Source organism: Xanthobacter autotrophicus ATCC 700552, assembly GCF_043194565.1.
In the GTDB taxonomy this organism is placed as follows: domain Bacteria; phylum Pseudomonadota; class Alphaproteobacteria; order Rhizobiales; family Xanthobacteraceae; genus Xanthobacter; species Xanthobacter autotrophicus_F.
The window spans coordinates 1-16,941 of the sequence record NZ_JBAFVS010000029.1; the positions used below are offsets into that span (position 1 = coordinate 1).

Below are 16,941 nucleotides of genomic sequence, written 5' to 3' on the forward strand. Positions count from 1 at the left end.
CACACGAATGAAGCAATGCCGATCGCCTGGGCAAACCTTGTGAGTACGCGATAGGCGGCAGGCGAATGATCCTCCCGACTATGCCCTCGGACTCTCTTCTGAACCGGGGGAGAAAAAGGGCTCAGGCTAGGCCCACTCACACCATTGCCCGGATCTTCTGCTGCTCAATGGGAAATGAGCAAAGGGATCGGCGACTGCGCCAGGAGCGAACGCGTCACGCCGCCGAGCATGATCTCCCGGGCGCGGGCATGACTGTAAGCGCCGAGCACGATCATGTCGTGCTCATTGGACGCAGCGTATTCCAAGATGACCTCGGGGATCGCTCGCCAGTGTGACTGCACGGGATCGACGGTCAGGCGTACACCGTGGCGCAACAGGAACATGGCGACTTCCATCCCCGGCTCCTCTCCCGCGGGGATGGTCGCCTGCGGATCCACGATAAGCACCGTCACCGATGAAGCGAGCGCCAGCAGAGGCAGGGAATCGCCGATGGCCCGGCGCGATTCCCGGCTTGCATTCCAGCCGATGAGAATGCGCTGTGGCGGTTCCATGTTGCGCCAGTTCTCCGGCACGAGCAGGAAGGGGACGCCGGTCGCAAGTTGCACGACATCGGCTGGCGGCCCGTCGTCGAGCCAGGAGTCCTTCGGAGATGCAGCGACGACGAGATCCGCGTGCAGGGCGCCGAGGCGGCGTTCATCTTCTCCGCGGGGCGCGTGGACACGGAACTCGCAACGCACATCCTGCCGGGCGGCGTGCTTTTCGAAGCTCTCCCACGCTTCGCGGATCATGTCGTCCTTGCGGACCTGTCGATGGTGCAGAAGTGAGCGCTGTTCTCAGGCCACGGCCTTGAGCTGCGTTGCGGCGTAAGCCCAGGGCAGCAGGTCATCGAGCTGGCTCTGGGGATGATCGGCGACGATGCGGGCGATGACGTCGGCGAGATAGTATTGCGGGTCGACCGCGTTGAGCTTGCAGGTTTCTACGAGCGAGGCGATCACGGCCCAGTGCTCGGCGCCGCCATCAGATCCGGCAAAGAGCGCGTTCTTGCGGTTCAAAGCGATCGGCTTGATCGCGCGCTCGACCACATTGGAGTCGATCTCGACGCGGCCGTCGTCGAGGAAGCGCGAGAGACCGGCCCAGCGCGAGAGCGCGTAGCGGATGGCCTCGGCGAGCTTGCTCTTCTGGCTGACGAGGAGAAGCTTGGCGCGCAGCCACGGCTCCAGCGCCTCGATGATGGGGCGGCTTCTAGTCTGGCGGGCGTCGCGCCGCTCCTCGGCGGAGCGCCCGCGGATATCGCCCTCGATGCGGTAGAGTTCTGCGATGCGCGCGAGCGCTTCCGAAGCGATTGGCGCCGGGCCGGCCTCGGCCAGTTCGTAGAACTTGCGCCGGGCGTGGCTCCAGCAAAAGGCCAGGCTCACGGCATTCCTGCCGGCCAGCGCCTTGTAGCCGGCGTAGCCGTCCACCTGCAGCACGCCGGCGAAGCCTCGAAGATGCCGGATCGGCTGCTCGGCCTTGCGGTCGGGTGCGTAGAGATAGGCCACGCCCGGCGGATCGGCGCCGCCCCAGGGCCGTTCGTCGCGGGCATAGGCGAAGAGCTGGCCGGTCTTGGTCCGGCCGCGGCCCGGATCGAGCACAGGCGCTGTGGTCTCGTCTGCGAAGAGCTTGGTCGACGCCTTCAGCCGCTCGAACAAGCGCTCATGTACCGGCCGTAGGAGGAAGGCCGCCTTGCCGACCCAGTCAGCCAATGTCGATCGATCCAGGTTCACCCCTTGCCGGCCATAGATCTGGGCCTGCCGGTAGAGTGGAAGGTGATCGGCATATTTCGAGACGAGAACATGGGCGACGGTGGCCTCGGTGGGGATGCCGCCCTCAACGAGGCGGGCGGGCGCCGGCGCCTGCACAACCACCTCCTCGCAGGCCCGGCAGGCGTATTTCGGCCGGCGCGTCACGATCACGCGGAACTGAGCTGGGACGATATCGAGACGCTCCGAGACATCCTCGCCCATTACATGCAGCTCGCCCCGGCAGCACCGGCATGTTTTGTCCTGGATGTCGATGATCTGCTCGACCCGCGGCAGGTGCGCGGGCAGTGATCCGCGGTTGGCGCGACGCTTCCTGACCCGGTCGGCATGCTTGACGGGATCGGCCGCTTCCTCGCCGGCGAGGCCCTCGGCCTCGATCTGCTCGGCCTCCTCGAGCCCCAGCAGCAACTGATCGACCGGCAGGCTCTCGGCCCGGCGCCCGAAGCGATGGCGCTGCAACTCCTTGATGATCTGGCGTAGCCGCTCGTTCTCGGCGCGCTCCTCCGCCAGCATCGCCCGAAGCGCGATCGGATCGCTGATCAGTGGGTTGGCCGCGTTGCTCACGAAGCCGATTCAATCATGGATTACAGTGGCTTGCCAGCGTCGAGCGATCAACTTGCCGCGACGGGGACGCGCGTCTCGCGCCGCTGATGCACACGTCGCCAGTCGAGGCCTTCGAGCAGCGCCTGAAGCTGCGCCGCTGTGAGCCGCACGACGCCGTCGGCAATTGTGGGCCACTGGAACTTGCCGTCTTCCAGCCTCTTCGAGAACAGGCAGACACCCGTCCCATCAAAGTAGACGAGCTTGATCCGGTCAGCCCGCCTCGCCCGGAACACGTACACCGCGCCCGAGAACGGATCGGCGCCCATGCTCTCGCGCACCAGCGCGGCCAAGCCATCCGCGCCCTTGCGGAAGTCGACCGGCTTCGTCGCGATCATGACACGGACGGCGCCGGTCGGGCCGATCACGAGCCGCCCTTCAGTGCGGATATCACCGCGGCAATCGTCTTCGGGCTCGCACTGGTTCCGACACGCACCACGACGCCGTCAATCTCGATCTCGATCCCGCCGCTCGACCGGGCTACGTCGCGACGACGACGCGTGGCCGGCTGCCTCACGGTCTCGGGCGCCGGGCGAGCTGCATCGACCACCGCAGGCACGAACGTTGGCAATGATGCCGGCGGCAACGTCTCCGGTGCTCGCCGCAAAAGACGCCGCCAGCCGAACAGCTGCTGCGGAGACAAGGCATGGCGGCGCGCAATCTCGCTCACCGTCGCGCCCGGCTCGTAGCTCTCCGCCACGATCCTTGCCTTGTCGTCGTCCGACCAATCCCGTCGGCGTCCGGTCCCGGTGAAGACCTCGAACCGACGAACCGGCTCGTCGTCGCTGGATTTAAGCGTAAGCTCTGAAATCGGTATCCCTCCGCCGAAGGCCGCCTTGTCTGATCCGTACGGTCCATCCAGCCTTCCAGCCCTCTGATCCGGCACTGGTGCCGGCAGCAGTGCTGGAGTAGGACGGTGGAGAAGGACGAGGAATACGTGCGGCGTCGGCGCTGGACCTGGGACGAGAAGCGCTCCGTCGTCGAAGAAGCTGCGGCCAGCGGCAACGTGATCGGGACGGCGAAGCGCCACGGGATTCAAGCTCATCAGATCTACCGCTGGCGCGATCGGCTCTTCGGCCAGATCGCGGCGGCCGAATTCGCGGCCGTGTCGGTGGTTGCGGATCCGCCGATCGCGCTTCCAGCACCAGTGCCGGATCCTGATCATCCGGACGAACGTCCCGTGTCCGATACCCGCGCAGACGATCGCATCGAGATCGTCTCGGGTTGCGGGGTGACGATACGGCTCCCCGCCGGATCATCATCGGCCTTCGTCGTGGCGATCGCGACAGGAATGTCGAGGCGCCGATGATGATCCCGATGACGGCTGACGTGAAAGTCTGGCTGGCGACGGGCCACACCGACATGAGGCGAGGCTTCCCCGGTCTGGCGCTTCAGGTTCAGGAGGTCCTGCGGCGCGACCCGATGAGCGGGCACCTCTTCGTCTTCCGCGGGCGCCGCGGCGATCTTCTGAAGGTGATCTGGCACGATGGCCAAGGGGCCTGCCTGTTCGTGAAGCGGCTCGAACGAGGGCGGTTCCTCTGGCCGTCGGTGGCCGACGGCGTGGTGACGATCAGCGCCGGTCAGTTGGGCTATCTGCTCGAAGGGATCGACTGGCGGAACCCGCAGAAGACGTGGCGCCCGAGCCGCGCCGGATGATGGAAAATCCCGCCGGGACCCGCGATAAACGTTGGTCAAGCCGCTGTATTCATGATTCAATTCGCTCATGGAGACGAGCCGCGAAGCACTGCCGGACGACATCGAAGCGCTGAAGGCGCTGGTGCTTGTTGCGCAGGCCGAAGCCGCCGTTTCGCGAGCCCAGCTCTCCGAAGATCGGGCGCTGATCGCCCAGCTGAAGCTCACCATCGAGAAGCTGAAGCGCGAGCGCTTCGGCGCCAAGGCGGAGCGGACCTCGCGCCTGCTCGACCAGATGGAACTGCAGCTCGAAGACCTCGAGGCCTCGGCGACGGAAGATGAGTTGGCCGCGGAAGCTGCGGCGGCGCGTACGACGACGGTCGCTGCCTTCGAGCGCAAGCGCCCGTCGCGCCAGCCGTTCCCGGTTCACCTGCCGCGTGAGCGCGTCGTCGTGCCCGGGCCGACGGCCTGTTCGTGCTGCGGCGGTTCCCGCCTGCGCAAGCTCGGCGAGGACGTCACCGAGACGCTGGAGGTCGTGCCTCGGCAGTGGAAGGTGGTCCAGACGGTTCGCGAGAAGTTCTCCTGCCGGGACTGTGAGGCCATCGATCAGGCGCCGGCGCCGTTCCACGTCATCCCGCGCGGGCACGTCGGGCCGAACCTTCTGGCGATGGTGCTGTTCGAGAAGTTCGGGCAACACCAGCCGCTGAACCGCCAGAGCGAGCGTTATGCCCGGGAAGGCATCGACCTCGGCCTGTCGACGCTGGCCGACCACGTCGGCACCGCGACCTTCGTCCTCGCCCCGCTGTTCCGGCGACTGGAGGCTCACGTCTTCGCTGCGGAGCGGCTGCACGGCGACGACACCACGGTGCCGGTGTTGGCCAAGGGCAAGACGGCGACCGGGCGCATATGGACCTACGTTCGCGACGATCGACCCTTCGCTGGACCGGCGCCACCGGCGGCCGTGTTCTACTACTCACGAGACCGAACAGCAGCGCACCCCACCGAGCACCTCGCTCGATACCAGGGACTGTTCCAGGCCGATGCCTACAGCGGCTACGGCGCGCTCTACGATCCGTCGCGGCAACCGGGTCCCATCCTCGAGGCCGGGTGCTGGAGCCATGCCCGTCGTCCGTTCTTCGTGATGGCCGACGTCGAGGCGGCGGCACGTCGCAAGGCGCAGTCGAAGGGCAAGGTGGCGCCGTCCGTATCGCCGATCGCGCTCGACATCGTGCGCCGCATCGACGCGCTGTTCGAGATCGAGCGCGAGATCAGCGGCTTCACGGCCGAACTGAGACTCGCGGTTCGAAGCGAGCGGAGCCGACCGCTGGTCGACGCTCTGAACACCGTCATGATCGAGCAGCGCGCCAGGCTGTCCCGAGGCAACGACATCGCCAAGGCCATCGACTACATGCTGAAGCGCTGGGACGCGTTCACCCGGTTCCTCGACGACGGACGCGTCTGCCTGAGCACGGATGGTGTTGAGAAGCCCCGGTCGTCACCCCGTGGCAAGTTTTTTTGGCGCCGTCTTCCAGGCGGCGACCATCCGCTCGTAGGCTTGTTCCGCGCGCGCGACGTATCCCGCTTCCCGTTCGCGGATCTCCTTGATCCAGTAGTCGCGGCCAGGACCGGCTTTGCCGTAGGCACGAGGCGCGCCCGCCTTGAGTGCCACCTTCCGCATCTTCATCGCCGTGAACGCCGGACGCGCGTAGGCGTACTCCTTGCCGCTCGTCAGGATGTGCCAGATCATCACCGCGAGCTTGCGCGCTGTCGCGACAGCCGCGGCCGCAGCACCGTGCTTCTTCTGCATGCGATTGAAGAATGCGCGCATTGGACCCGGCGCCGTCTTGGCGGACCATGCTGCCTCCACCAGCATCCTGCGGGCGTCGCCGTTGCCTTGCTTCGAGATCCGGCCGTGCCGCGCCGGATGATCGCCCGACTGCCGAACTCTCGGCGTCAGGCCGAAGTAACTGCTGAGCTTGTCCGGAGACGGGAAGCGCGCGATGTCGCCGATGGAGGCCAGCACGGTCGAGGCCACGACGGAACTCACGCCAGGGATCGTCATCAACCTGAGCGCCCGCGGATCGTCGAGAGCCTGCCGGGCCAAGGCTTTGTCGATCTCAGACAGCTGATGCGACACGCGTTCGAGTTCCTCGATGAGACGCTGAAGCATCGCGCGCTCCTCGGCAGGAAGGGGCAGACCATCGAGCCAGCGCTGCCCGGCCTTGCCGAAGAGATGGCCCTTGTAGGGCGGGATCAGGTTGGCATGCAGGATTGCCTTCATGCGCCCCTTGATCCGGACAACCTGCGCCAGGACACCCGCGCGCTCGGCGATCTGACGTCGACGGCCGTAGGTGTCATCGTCGGCGACCCAGACCTCGGGCAGAAAGCCGGCGGCGTGCAGTTGCGCCAGCGTTGCAGCATCCACCTTGTCCGTCTTCACGCGCGCGTAGGCGATCGCCCGGACGAGCCTTGGGTTGGCGACGGCAACCCGCTTCACGTGCGGGCGCAGAAGGCGCTCGACCGCTGCGCTGTTACCTGTGACCTCGATGACCACCTCGTCGTCGAGGCGAAGCGTCTTGGCGAACGCGACGAGCGGCTCATGAACGAGCTCGACACGAAGTTGTCTGGTGATTGCGCCATCCTCCAGGATCGCGACCTGAGCGAACGACCGGTGGATGTCCATGCCGATGGTTCTCATGCTGGATCTCCTCTCTTCCGGGAGCCAGTGGCTTGCACGACATCTACGGATCCGCGCTCGCAGCGCAGCCGGGCAAGTCGTAGGGGCGGCCAAGTAACAACGCGAGCTCGCAGCTCATGCTAAGGACGGCCTGCCACCGTTTCGTGCTCCCGACACCCCTATCCCGGCCTGAAGAGGCTAACCCGAAAGGATCATCCCTCGCCACCGAGCCGAGGTGCCGAAAGCATCATGCCCTTTAACAACGCGGCCGAGCGCGCTCTCCGCGGCATCGCTCTGGGCAGGAAATCCTGGCTGTTCGCCGGCTCCGACCGCGGCGGTCAGCGCGCCGCCACCATGACCAGCCTGATCGTCACGGCCAAGATGAACGACATCGACCCTCAGGCCTGGCTGGCCGACGTGCTCGCCCGCATCGCCGAGCATCCGTCGAGCCAACTCGACGAACTTCTTCCCTGGGAATGGAAGAAGGCACAGCCCTCACGCTCGGCGGCTTGAGCCGGCTGTGGCCCCCACCGGAGGGATACTGAAATCGTCATGTGCCGAAGCCCTCAGGGGCTTCCAACATCGTCGCTCAGACCGCTACCGCAAAGGTGGAGCCGGGACATCGCTTACGTGCAGAAGGTCGGCGATTGCCGCTTGCCCGCGGACATAGGAGGAGGCTGGCCGGCCGCCGATGTCCGGGGGAAGCAGGAAGATTCCGATGAGGTGCGCGCCGTGGCGCCGCGCTAGATTGGTGGCGTAGTCCATCCGCGTTTCGCGCTCAACCAGCCACGTCCGCCGCGCTCTTTTCAACATCGACCGGGACATCCTCAGCGAATCCCGAACTCCATCAAAAATGAGTCACACCCAATCTTCCACGCCGAAACACTCATCTCGCCCAACCTCCTTTGCATTGATCACGGTGTTCCCCGGGCGAAAGCGAGTGCATCGCCCCAAGCCGTTCCGCCGCCGATCATCGCCCGATACTTCATGATCTTTCCTGGCAGGTTGAGCGCAAGCGCTCCAACGAGTCGTTCGCCGCAACGGTACAAGGCAATCCATCTTCGCTCGTCGAAGCTTCCAACAACCGCGACCTCTTCCGCGCCCGTCACGCCCACCATCTGCAGTTTGTTGTCGTACCAATCCGACCAGAAATACGGCACCGTGCTGTAGGGCGCCGCCCTATCGGGGGCGAGCGCGTTGCGGGCCGCCGCCGCGCCTTGCTCGGATGCTGCTGTCCAATGCTCAAGACGCATCGACTTCCCGAACAATGGATTGCGCCAACGCGCGACGTCACCAGCAGCGTACACGCCTTCGCTGGCGCGCAAGGTTTCATCGCAGACCACTCCGTCATCCAGAGTAAGCCCCGTCCCCTCGAGCCAGTCCGTAACCGGAGACGCACCGATGCCAACAACGACGAGATCGGCGACCAGGGACGAACCGTCCGACAATATCACCCGCTCGACGCGACCATCGCCTTCGATGGAAGCCACCGCGACGCCGCACCGAAGATCGGTTCCGTACAATGCGTGCAACGCTGCGCAGGTGGCGCCCATCTGTTCCCCGAGAGCCCGCACGAGCGGGGGCGCCGCGGCTTCGAGAATCGTCACCGGCAAGCCACGTTTTCGGGCGGCGGAAGCAACTTCTGCTCCAATAAACCCTCCGCCGACGACAACCGTTCGGCACCCAGCGTTCAATGCCCGACGGATCCTCGCCGCATCTTCGACGGTTCTCAATGTGTGCACTCCATCGAGTTGCTTCCCCGGCAACTCTCGGGCGCGGGCGCCGGTCGCGACGATCAGCCGTCCGTAGGGAACCCGGCTGCCGCCATCCAACAGGACCTCGCGAGTTCCGAGATCGAGTCCGATCGCCGGGCGGCCGAGACGCAGATCGACGTTGAGCTGGAGAAGTTCCTCGCGTGTTTTGTAGTGGGGTACCGGGGGCTCCTCGGCGGAGTCGAGAAACGCCTTCGAGAGGGGGGGGCGATCATAAGGTAGATGATCTTCCGCGCCCACCAGGACAATCGGCCCGCAGAAACCTTCTCTTCGGGCTGCCTCCACCGCCCGCAACCCGGCCAGCGACGCACCGACAACGACAAACGGACATTGGCTCATTTCTAGAATCCCTCTATCGTTCGCCTCGCGCCTGCCTCGGGTATGCGGACACTGCAGCCGGCATGGCGCGCCGGCTGATTGAGATGGCCGATCGGGCCGGATCTGTACCGAATGGCGGCAGCCTTGGCACCTGCCCTTCGTGCCGACGGCCCGCGCCGCCGACAACAAAGCCATCTATTCCGGACGTCGGATTTGCGACTGCAACCGCCGCATCCCTCCCAGCCAACGGTCATAATCGGCGGCTTTTCGCCTGAAGAACTCAAGAACCTCCGGCTGGGGAAGTATCAAGAATTGCTCGTTTCGAATCCCTTCGACAACAATTTGCGCGACCTCATCGGCATCCAGCACACGACCAATGGCCCCGCTGTAATCATACTCTTCGTTTTCCAGGAGTTGCTGCAGCATGTTTGTCTTGACGCCCAACGGGCACAGACAACTCACACTCACTCCGCACCCATGGTAGGTAATCGACAACCACTCGGCCAAAGCAACCGCTGCATGTTTCGTCACAGAATAGGCCACGTCACCGAGTTGAGTGGTAAGTCCAGCGGCGGATGCAGTGATCAGGAAATATCCGCTTCCCCTCTGCTGCCATTCCGGCAGGAGCAGATCGGCCGCGCGGATGTGCGCCAAGAGATTGGTTTCCATCGATTCACTCCAGGCTTTGTCGTCGAGCGCCACGCCTGGTGAAGCAACGCCCGCATTCGAGCAGTATAAATCGATCGGACCAAAGGCTTCGCGTGTCTGCCGCAGCACACTACTGATATCGTCTGTGTTGGCGGCGTTTCCCACCGCTCCTATCGCCCGACCCGGATGTTTCGCTTCGACCTCGCCCACAACCGCTTGCAAGGCCTCACCAGACCTGTCGAACACGCACACACTTGCGCCTGCGTCTGCGAGCGCAAGTGCGATAGCGCGCCCAATACCGTAAGCGCCTCCGGTGACGATCGCGACCTTACCGCCTATATCCATAACGATACCCTTTACTGACATACACCGACAATTCCTCCCGACGGAGTTCCAACGACAACGAGGCCGTCAACTCCGCCAATCACACCAGTCTCAAGCATTTGGCTCGCCAAGAGGTGAGCGCGTGCTTCGGTGGACCATCTTCGGAAATCGGATGTTGCTCGAACACGAAAGCACCAACGGTCTCTCGACCCGCAAGCACAAGAAACCAGAAGCTCAAATTCAATCAGAATCGACAATGGAAAGCGCGCCCTTAGGACACGAAGCGACCGCGTCCTCGCTCAGTCGAAGTGACCTCGCGTCCCTGATGATCTCTTCATTCACCTTCAGGGTCGAGTCGTCCTGAACTTCGAACGTGTTGGGGAGGATGGATTCGCAAATTCCAATTCCTTCGCATTTACTGTGATCAACGACGATCTTCTTCATAGGAAATCTCCATGTTTTCCGGCTGCGGCAACTTCGTGTTTCCGGCCAAAATTGCAGTGCTGACGTTTCAGGTGCGCGGCCCGCTTCTGATATCCGCAATCTCCAGCGACACGTTCAGGAACGCCCTTCCCTCAAGCGCGCAGCGCGTTTCAGGCAGGAAAAAAATGAGGCCGGAATCGAATATGCGAGTCAGATTGTGCAGTCGTTGACCCAACCACCTTTCGTCACTGAGCGACGGAGCCATTGCCCGAATAGCTGCGACGTGCCGCCGGTATCTGGACGAAGGACCGCCAAACCAACTTCTCTCGACATCGAGTACCACAGCCTCGTCCGCCGTCGCTGGCAGCCAAGATGTATCGGCGCCCGGTAACGCAACGAGACGCTCGATGACGTCGCCATAGGCGCTCGGCATTCGCAGATCTTTGACAAGCGCAGCAAATACTGAATCGCACTGCGTTGCACCCTCGGTCGCGACCCGCGAAATCTCGCGCAGAACCACCGCGACATTGACTGCTTCGAAGACATCGCAACGATGCTCGAGCCAACCAAGCCAATCGTCCGAATCCAGCGCATCGACGAACAGGCCCTGCGGATGCCTTGAATCGACCCAATCGCCGAGCCGTGAGACAGCTGTTTCGCTCGCCTCTTTCGACAATCCGCAGGGCACGAACAAGTCGATCAGCCTGGCTCTTAATTGCTCAACCAGATTCGGCGACATATAGGACTGCCCTTCTGTGTTCCGGATATGAACAAACGTCATATCCGGAACCATTCATCGACATCAAGCCCAAGAGTTGTGCTTACATACTTACTTCTCGTTCTGCGCGACGCTCTCTCTGAGCTGCCGCTTGAGAACCTTGCCTGATCCATTCTTGGGAAGATTGTCCCGGAAGTGCACCGACTTCGGCAATTTGTATCCGGCCAAATATTCTCGTGTGCGGGAGATCAACTGATCAGTTTCGCAGCTTTGTCCTGACTTGATCACGACAAAGGCGTTCACCGCCTCTCCCCAGCGCTCATGCGCAATACCAACCACGGCCGCCTCGGCAAGCTCGGGATTTGCCCGCAGGATGGCGATTTCCACCTCGAGCGACGAGACATTCTCACCACCCGACTTGATGATGTCTTTCTTCCTGTCGACGAAGAAAAGATAGCCTTCCGAATCGAGATAGCCAATATCGCCCGTATGCAGCCACCCGTTCTGCCGAACCTCGGCGTTCATTTCGTCGCGCTTGTAGTAGCCCTTGAAAACATTCGGGCCGCGCACAAGGATTTCTCCCTGTTCTCCAACGGCAACTTCCTGGCCGTTGTCGTCGACAATCCGCACATCCAGATACCAAACGGGGCGTCCAAGCGTGTTTTCCTTAGCCAGCATCTGACCCGACTCTTCGGTGATGCTTACCAACGGCGCCGCTTCCGTCAGCCCGTACGCCATATGCAGCCGCTCCAGCCCAAGCTCGGCCTTGGCCCTAACGCCGAACTTCGTCGTGTACTTGGCAGCCGCAGTTATGACTCTCCTCAGCGACGACAGGTCAAACTGTTTTCGACCAGGGCAGTCGAGCAACAGTTGGAGCGGCGTGACGAGAATGCAGGCGATCGTCACGCGGTGCTTCTGTATCAGACGACACGCTTGTTCCGGGTCGAACTGCGGCATGATCACCAAGGGCCGACCTCGCACCAGCATCGACGTGGTCACGATGTGCATGCCGCTCACGTGAAACATGGGCATGCTTACCAGAGCGCAGTCGTAAGGCTTGGGCGCCATGTATGTGAGATACCCGACCGCATCCCAACAAATATTGCCATGGGTAAGAATAGCACCCTTTGGCTGCCCGGTCGTGCCTGACGTGTACATGATCATGGCATCGTCGGAGCTGCTAACGACAACGCATGGATCGGACGAGGCGGCGGCGTCATGAAGTGCCACATAGTCCTGAGCACCATCGAGGGTAAGGTCGCCGCCGAACACAACAAGCGAGATATTGTGCAGATCCGCCAGCGCTTCGGCGACTACGCTCTGGAAACCGGCCTCGACGAATAAAACCTTGAAATCGCCATCGGCAATGATGAAAGACAGCTCGCTGCTGGAAAGGCGCCAATTAAGTGCGCCGAACACCGCGCCCACTCGCCCGGCCGCATGGCAGACCTCAAGATATTCGACGGAGTTTCGTCCCAAAATGGCGACGTGATCCCCGAAATTTACCCCTAGGCCCTTCAAGACATTTGCCGCGCGATTCACGCGCTGATTGTACTCGCTATAGGAGTACTCGCGTTCTCCAAAGATCACCGCCGTATTTGTCGGAAACAGTGCCGCTGCCCGTTTAACAACATTGCTCATCGTCAAGCCGTCGATCATCACTTCCTCCCTCCCAAGGCCAAAATTAACACGTGCAAGACGAGGCGGCGTGCGCCGGCTATCTCTCCAAGCTGCGCTGGTCGGAGGGCTTTGTCTGCCCGACCTGTGGCAGCTCCCCGAGGCTGGGCGCTGGCGACCAAAGCCCATACCCACTAATGCGCCGACTGCCATAGGCAGACCTCGGTGACGGATCAGGCCCGCCACCTACAAGATGTTCATCACACCGGAGGCTCAGCGGTAAGCCCGTCGGAGGTATGGTACATTCCTGTAGAGATGATTCGTAGATACGCGTTGAGAACATCTTCAGGTAGAGCGACAGTACGGCCGTTCTCGCGCGCGAAATGCATGCATAGATAGTGACGCGCGCCCATCAGCATGAAGGCTATTGTTTCTGCTTCTTGATGATTAATCAGCGTAATCTGGCCTTGTGCGGCCTCCCGCTCAAGCGTGCGCACGTAAAGCTCGGCGATCTGATCCACATGTTGCTTGTAGCCTTTTGGGGCGAAAAGCTCCGCTTCGTACAGGACTCGATAGAATTCGGGGGTCGATTGCAGGAACTCGAAAAACGCCATGAAACTGCGTTTTTCGCGTTCAAAGGCATTGGGCGCGCCCGTGGCGCGCGTGCGGATGTGATCAATGAGCTCATCGCCGAGGGCGGGAAGCAGCTTGTCAAAGAGGTCCTGCCGGGACTCAAAATAATTGTAGAATGTGCCGTGAGAAACGTTCGCTTCTTCGGTTATTTTCGACACCATGGCGTTCTGGTAGCCGACTTGTCCGACAACCTTGGCCGCGGCCTTCGTGAGGTCGGCCTTGATCTGTTGGCGTCTCTCGGCTCGCGTCAGGCGACAGTCTACAGGCACGGGCTGCTCGGCCTTGCTGGGCGTCCGAGTCTTTGCCGATCGTTTCACCCGCCGCCTGACGCGCTCAGCATGAGTTTCGTGTCGCATTTTCACCCACACCCATTAGTGCTTCATCGATATCAAGATGGAAATCCTGAAGCGCTATTTCGTTGCGCCCGTACACCAAATGCGATGGCACTCCTGCCGTAATACTTGATTGTATGGTTACCCCCGCCTCGAAATCTTCGGTGTAAACCGTTCGCCTGGTTAACTCCCAATTCTTCTCCCACCGGCGAGCCAGCCGCTCGGTATCGGGTGCCTTATCAAGGAGCAAAGTGATCTTTGCTTGGCAGATGTCATCCCGATCGCCCACGGGATAGAAATTCCACATCTCCCAGTGGTCCAACTGCCAAACCAGCACAGTGTTCGGGAAAATCGTGTAGACCAAAGCCGCGTTTGAAAATAAATCCTGCTCGAATTCCGGCTTTGTAAGCATCTCTGTAAAGGTACTGCGCACCACCGTCAGCCTATGGTGCGGTCCAAATTTCTCATACGGCGTTATGTTACTAAGTACCGACTTGCCAAGTGTATTTTTATGCAAAAAAGCAAGGTGAAATATTTCCTGAAATGTATCAACGCCAAGCTTCCAATTGAAATTGACCTGTGTCGTCTCTGAATTATAGACGTACTTCGTATGGGGCTCGAACGTTACCAACTCGGCGTCAAGGCTGGGTCCGAGAAATTCGCTTAGATCCATGGCCTTCTCGCCGGACGGATCAGGCGTCACCCAAATAAAACCATGCCTAACTTCAAGCGGCAGAGGAATAAGGGAGTAATCCTCAAGATCGAGGCCCTCGAATCCTTTTCGGTCGACGAATGTACGGGATTTTCCGGAGTTATCATATGTCCACGCATGGAAAGGACACACAAATGACCTGCGGTTTCCCGAGGCGTCGAGACACAGCTTCTTACCCCGATGTCGGCATACATTGACGAAGGCTTGCAGGACACCATCTTGCCCGCGGACCACGAGGATCGGTAGACCCGCAACAACCTCCGTGAAGAAGTCGCCCGGCGACGGAACCGCGCTTTCAACTCCGACGATCAGCGGGTAGCGGCGAAACAGAACGTGCCTTTCCGCGGCAAGTCGCTCAGAACTTGTGAACGTGTCGATCGGCACGCGGAGGGGTGTCTCCGCCATTGCCGTTGTTCCCTCGGCCAAAAGCTCTGCGATTTCAGCGATATGCCGCCTTTGTCTTACCTGATCCATTTCTGCACCTCAAAAAGCCAGCAACACCCACCAAACTGTGATACCTCGGTTGCCAATCTTGTTTTCCGCGTCACTTGTGCGGTTCGGAAGCGAATACTTCTTCCCGCTCAAGCGTTATTTCGTATTCAGACCAGTCGGGATCGTGAGTCATTGCCCAATAATCTACGAATCTCCAAGGCATTACCGTAAATACGCGTCCATGTTTGTTACGGTAATAAGTGTTTGTTCCAGGATGGCTCCAGATTAACTGCTCATGCTCCGCATCAAAACGTTCCAAATACTCGTCATGTACCGACTGCTTAACATCAAGGGAGTCGATGCCGCGATCGATCATCCCGACTAGGCAGGCGGAAATGTAGCGAGTTTGGCATTCGGCTTGAAAAATCACGCTGCCGCCATGTGCCGGACCCGAGCCTGGACCCAACATGGAAAAGAAATTCGGAAATTTCGGCACGGTAAGCCCAAGATAGGCGGTAGGATTATCATCCCGCCAAGCGTTTTTTAAAGTATAGCCATCGCGCCCGACGATGTCAAGTTTCGCCGCAAGTTCCGTCAGCTTGAAACCTGTGGCGTATACGACCACATCGGCCTTTCTGAGTACGTTGTCGGACGTAACGACGCCGTCGCTGCAGATGTGAGAAATCGGCGTGTCGACAAGCTCGACATTTGGCTTGAGAAGCGTGCGGTACCAACCGTTGTCGAGCAAAATGCGCTTGGCAAAGGGGGGGTAGCTCGGCAGGCACTTGGCCACGAGCTCCGAGCGATCTCTAAGCTCGGAGAGAATGAAGTCCGTCATTTGCTTGCGATGCCGATCGTTGCCCTCGTTTATCGAGCGTTCCGGATGAGGCCAGCTTGGGTCCTTGCGCAGATAGGGCAAGAGACCGTCGCCATAGCGCCAGAACATGTTGAAGCGAAACCATTCGGCATAGAACGGCAGATGCTCGAGCAACCACTGCCCCTTTGGTGAGATACTGTCGGCGTAACCGTCGATTGGACGCGCCCATTGAGGGCTGCGCTGATAGACGGCCACGGATTCGACCTGGTCGGCGATGCTTGGGACCAATTGCATGGCCGTCGCACCTGTACCGATGACGGCGATACGCTTGCCGCGTACATCGAGATCCTCAGGCCATGTTGACGAGTGGAAAAGGGGCCCGTTGAACGTATTGGCTCCCGCGATCGTCGGCATCGACGGATCGCTTAGCTGACCAATCGCGCTTACCAGAATTCGGGACTCAACCTGTTCTTCGCTATTATCGGTCTTTAGCGTCGCCACCCAGCATTTGCGATCGGACACCCACCGAGCGGCCACCACATGCACGCCGAAACGTATGCGGGGAAGCAAATTGAATTCGTTAACGATTCGTTCCAGATAGTCCTGAACTTCGGCACGAGTGGAAAAATAGCGACTCCAGGGATAACGCTGCCCAAACGAAAACGAATAGGAATGGTTCGGCGTGTCCACTCCGCAACCGGGGTAGCGGTTTACATTCCACGCACCACCGAGCCAGCTTTTCTGCTCCACAATAGTATAGGGAATGCCGAGCCGCTCGAGATTTACAGCGAGAGAAATCCCGCTCACTCCAGCGCCCACAATAAGGACCCTATGCCGGGCAAGAGCCTCGGCCTTGGGTGGCGCTTGCCACTCGGGAAGGCGCGGGATGAGCCCTAATTCCTCACGATTGAGCTGTGCGTATTCGTGAGGTACGTCCTCTCCAAGGCTTACGCTCATCATGCGCTGCATCATGTCGTTGCCGGGGTCATTGACCGACGGCACCGGCATCCCCTCGGATAGCAACTTGCAAACCGCATCGCGAATCTCTTGCTGCACTTCCGCCGGCAGGCCTGCGCCTGGATCGGGAATGAGACGCGCGTCACGCTTGGGCTGGTAAGGCGAAGCCAGCCACCGTTCGTCGCCAGTCAAATGAAACAGAACCATCAACAGGACGCGAACATCTCCATCAGCAATCGCCTCGGCGACCCCAACACTCGTCATCTGTGGTGCAACATCCATCGCCTTCATTCCCTGCATCTTGCTGTCCGACTACCCCAACCGACCGACGCCACCCGAGCGATTCCAGGCGCCTTCAATCAAGGTCGATATCCTAACAAAATGATTAATGACCCACGAGTCAATTTAAATTCGAAAACACTCGACCGATCTCCGATTGTCGCGGGCCAAACGCCCACAACACCACCGCAGCGCGGCCGGGCGATCTCGCCCGAGACGGGGTCACTTCGGTCGCATTCCGGCAGCCTGGA

Annotated in this window: 15 protein-coding genes and 3 pseudogenes; 5 read left to right on the plus strand and 13 right to left on the minus strand. The window is 61.0% G+C overall.

Features of this window, described 5'->3' with window-relative positions; genetic code table 11:
- Window positions 1–164: 164 nt before the first annotated feature.
- Genes V5F48_RS21595 through tnpA form a run of 4 tightly spaced genes read right to left on the minus strand, consistent with a single transcriptional unit; the run spans window position 165 to window position 3,429 of the window.
- Complete coding sequence (locus V5F48_RS21595; RefSeq protein WP_394260289.1) at window positions 165–788, minus strand: universal stress protein; 624 nt, start codon at window positions 786–788, stop codon at window positions 165–167.
- A 45-nt stretch (window positions 789–833) separates the two neighbouring features.
- Window positions 834–2,363, minus strand: coding sequence for an IS66 family transposase (tnpC, locus tag V5F48_RS21600; protein WP_394260290.1), 1,530 nt, complete (start codon window positions 2,361–2,363; stop codon window positions 834–836).
- A 47-nt stretch (window positions 2,364–2,410) separates the two neighbouring features.
- Window positions 2,411–2,767 carry an IS66 family insertion sequence element accessory protein TnpB gene (tnpB, locus tag V5F48_RS21605; protein ID WP_394260291.1) on the minus strand — a complete coding sequence of 119 codons (357 nt, stop codon included), beginning with the start codon at window positions 2,765–2,767 and terminating at the stop codon, window positions 2,411–2,413.
- The gene (gene tnpA / locus V5F48_RS21610; RefSeq protein WP_394260292.1) at window positions 2,764–3,429 is read right to left on the minus strand and encodes an IS66-like element accessory protein TnpA; all 666 of its coding nucleotides are present in this window, start codon (window positions 3,427–3,429) and stop codon (window positions 2,764–2,766) included. Before tnpA ends, tnpB (V5F48_RS21605) begins: the two co-directional genes overlap by 4 nt.
- On the opposite strand from tnpA, the gene V5F48_RS21615 reads away from it, so the two are divergent.
- The 3 genes and pseudogenes from V5F48_RS21615 to tnpC (V5F48_RS21625) all read left to right on the plus strand — a co-directional run.
- Window positions 3,316–3,708: a transposase gene (locus tag V5F48_RS21615; RefSeq protein WP_394260293.1), complete on the plus strand. Its 393-nt coding sequence runs from the start codon at window positions 3,316–3,318 to the stop codon at window positions 3,706–3,708. The genes tnpA and V5F48_RS21615 overlap by 114 nt on opposite strands.
- Complete coding sequence (gene tnpB, locus V5F48_RS21620; protein ID WP_394260294.1) at window positions 3,705–4,055, plus strand: IS66 family insertion sequence element accessory protein TnpB; 351 nt, start codon at window positions 3,705–3,707, stop codon at window positions 4,053–4,055. Before V5F48_RS21615 ends, tnpB (V5F48_RS21620) begins: the two co-directional genes overlap by 4 nt.
- 67 nt (window positions 4,056–4,122) lie before the next feature.
- Window positions 4,123–5,550, plus strand: a pseudogene (tnpC, locus tag V5F48_RS21625) (IS66 family transposase); the annotation flags it as partial.
- Here tnpC (V5F48_RS21625) and V5F48_RS21630 read toward each other — a convergent pair.
- Window positions 5,527–6,714, minus strand: a complete 1,188-nt coding sequence (locus V5F48_RS21630; RefSeq protein ID WP_394260333.1) for an IS110 family RNA-guided transposase — start codon at window positions 6,712–6,714, stop codon at window positions 5,527–5,529. The pseudogene tnpC (V5F48_RS21625) and the gene V5F48_RS21630 overlap by 24 nt on opposite strands.
- A 252-nt stretch (window positions 6,715–6,966) precedes the next feature.
- On the opposite strand from V5F48_RS21630, the pseudogene V5F48_RS21635 reads away from it, so the two are divergent.
- Window positions 6,967–7,221 (plus strand): annotated as a pseudogene (locus tag V5F48_RS21635) (transposase domain-containing protein); the annotation flags it as partial.
- A gap of 401 nt (window positions 7,222–7,622) precedes the next feature.
- On the opposite strand, the gene V5F48_RS21640 reads toward V5F48_RS21635, so the two are convergent.
- The 5 genes from V5F48_RS21640 to V5F48_RS21660 form a co-directional block, all read right to left on the minus strand.
- Window positions 7,623–8,819: an NAD(P)/FAD-dependent oxidoreductase gene (locus V5F48_RS21640; RefSeq protein WP_394260295.1), complete on the minus strand. Its 1,197-nt coding sequence runs from the start codon at window positions 8,817–8,819 to the stop codon at window positions 7,623–7,625.
- 174 nt (window positions 8,820–8,993) lie between these two features.
- Window positions 8,994–9,812 (minus strand): SDR family oxidoreductase, encoded by an 819-nt coding sequence (locus V5F48_RS21645; RefSeq protein WP_394260296.1) that lies wholly within the window; start codon window positions 9,810–9,812, stop codon window positions 8,994–8,996.
- Window positions 9,813–10,010: 198 nt separating this feature from the next.
- Window positions 10,011–10,214: a ferredoxin gene (locus V5F48_RS21650; protein ID WP_394260297.1), complete on the minus strand. Its 204-nt coding sequence runs from the start codon at window positions 10,212–10,214 to the stop codon at window positions 10,011–10,013.
- Window positions 10,215–10,281: 67 nt separating this feature from the next.
- A complete protein-coding gene (locus V5F48_RS21655) occupies window positions 10,282–10,986 on the minus strand; it encodes a hypothetical protein (protein WP_394260298.1) in 705 nt (234 codons plus the stop codon).
- Window positions 10,987–11,022: 36 nt separating this feature from the next.
- Window positions 11,023–12,570 (minus strand): class I adenylate-forming enzyme family protein, encoded by a 1,548-nt coding sequence (locus V5F48_RS21660; protein WP_394260299.1) that lies wholly within the window; start codon window positions 12,568–12,570, stop codon window positions 11,023–11,025.
- A gap of 32 nt (window positions 12,571–12,602) precedes the next feature.
- Here V5F48_RS21660 and V5F48_RS21665 point away from each other — a divergent pair.
- Window positions 12,603–12,723: pseudogene (locus tag V5F48_RS21665) on the plus strand (transposase); the annotation flags it as partial.
- Between the two features lie 65 nt (window positions 12,724–12,788).
- Here V5F48_RS21665 and V5F48_RS21670 read toward each other — a convergent pair.
- The 3 genes from V5F48_RS21670 to V5F48_RS21680 form a co-directional block, all read right to left on the minus strand.
- Window positions 12,789–13,517 carry a TetR/AcrR family transcriptional regulator gene (locus V5F48_RS21670; RefSeq protein ID WP_394260300.1) on the minus strand — a complete coding sequence of 243 codons (729 nt, stop codon included), beginning with the start codon at window positions 13,515–13,517 and terminating at the stop codon, window positions 12,789–12,791.
- Window positions 13,495–14,679, minus strand: coding sequence for an aromatic ring-hydroxylating oxygenase subunit alpha (locus tag V5F48_RS21675; protein WP_394260301.1), 1,185 nt, complete (start codon window positions 14,677–14,679; stop codon window positions 13,495–13,497). Before V5F48_RS21675 ends, V5F48_RS21670 begins: the two co-directional genes overlap by 23 nt.
- Before the next feature lie 70 nt (window positions 14,680–14,749).
- On the minus strand, window positions 14,750–16,711 hold the full coding sequence (locus V5F48_RS21680; protein WP_394260302.1) for a flavin-containing monooxygenase: 1,962 nt from the start codon (window positions 16,709–16,711) through the stop codon (window positions 14,750–14,752).
- Between the last annotated feature and the right edge of the window lie 230 nt (window positions 16,712–16,941).

Coding starts and splice junctions, on each gene's coding strand:
- V5F48_RS21595 (WP_394260289.1), bottom strand. CDS start 788: ATGATCCGCGAAGCGTGGGAGAGCTTCGAAAAGCACGCCGCCCGGCAG.
- tnpB (WP_394260294.1), top strand. CDS start 3,705: ATGATGATCCCGATGACGGCTGACGTGAAAGTCTGGCTGGCGACGGGC.
- V5F48_RS21630 (WP_394260333.1), bottom strand. CDS start 6,714: ATGGACATCCACCGGTCGTTCGCTCAGGTCGCGATCCTGGAGGATGGC.
- V5F48_RS21640 (WP_394260295.1), bottom strand. CDS start 8,819: ATGAGCCAATGTCCGTTTGTCGTTGTCGGTGCGTCGCTGGCCGGGTTG.
- V5F48_RS21645 (WP_394260296.1), bottom strand. CDS start 9,812: ATGTCAGTAAAGGGTATCGTTATGGATATAGGCGGTAAGGTCGCGATC.
- V5F48_RS21650 (WP_394260297.1), bottom strand. CDS start 10,214: ATGAAGAAGATCGTCGTTGATCACAGTAAATGCGAAGGAATTGGAATT.
- V5F48_RS21655 (WP_394260298.1), bottom strand. CDS start 10,986: ATGGTTCCGGATATGACGTTTGTTCATATCCGGAACACAGAAGGGCAG.
- V5F48_RS21660 (WP_394260299.1), bottom strand. CDS start 12,570: ATGATCGACGGCTTGACGATGAGCAATGTTGTTAAACGGGCAGCGGCA.
- V5F48_RS21670 (WP_394260300.1), bottom strand. CDS start 13,517: ATGCGACACGAAACTCATGCTGAGCGCGTCAGGCGGCGGGTGAAACGA.
- V5F48_RS21675 (WP_394260301.1), bottom strand. CDS start 14,679: ATGGATCAGGTAAGACAAAGGCGGCATATCGCTGAAATCGCAGAGCTT.
- V5F48_RS21680 (WP_394260302.1), bottom strand. CDS start 16,711: ATGCAGGGAATGAAGGCGATGGATGTTGCACCACAGATGACGAGTGTT.